Annotated in this window: 1 pseudogene; it reads right to left on the reverse strand. The window is 58.3% G+C overall.

The annotated features are described in order from the left end of the window. Nucleotides 1-174: 174 nt before the first annotated feature. Nucleotides 175-434: pseudogene (locus J5M71_RS28755) on the reverse strand (amino acid permease); the annotation flags it as partial.

Consider the following 434-nt stretch of genomic DNA (forward strand, 5'->3'; position numbering starts at 1 on the left):
GCCAGGCGCTGTAGCTGGGGCAGATCATTCTGCTCGACTGGGCGTAAGACCAGCATGGATGTACTCCTGTATCAAAAGGTTCGGCCCATTCGCCGAACCTGACTATCACTGTCGGTTTCCACGCGTTGAATCGGCGGTCGCCTGATTTGTTGTCAGACGCCGCTCTTTTTCTTGTCAGCCTTTGCTCGGATCGGGCAGCGCTGTGCTGGCGCCGAGCTTGTTGAGGAAGAACAGGTACACCAGGCCCAAGGCAATCCAGATCAGGCCGAGTTTCTGCGCATCGACGCCCATGTTGTACATGATGGCGGCAACGATGACGAAGCCGATCACCGGGCAGAGCAGATGGCGCACAAACTGCCCCGACTTCTGCCGACGCCAGTAGTGGTTGATCACCGTCAGGTGCAGCAGCATGAAACCGCTGAGGGCGCCGAAGT

Origin of the sequence: Pseudomonas sp. 43(2021) (assembly GCF_017490805.1) — a bacterium.
GTDB lineage: Bacteria > Pseudomonadota > Gammaproteobacteria > Pseudomonadales > Pseudomonadaceae > Aquipseudomonas.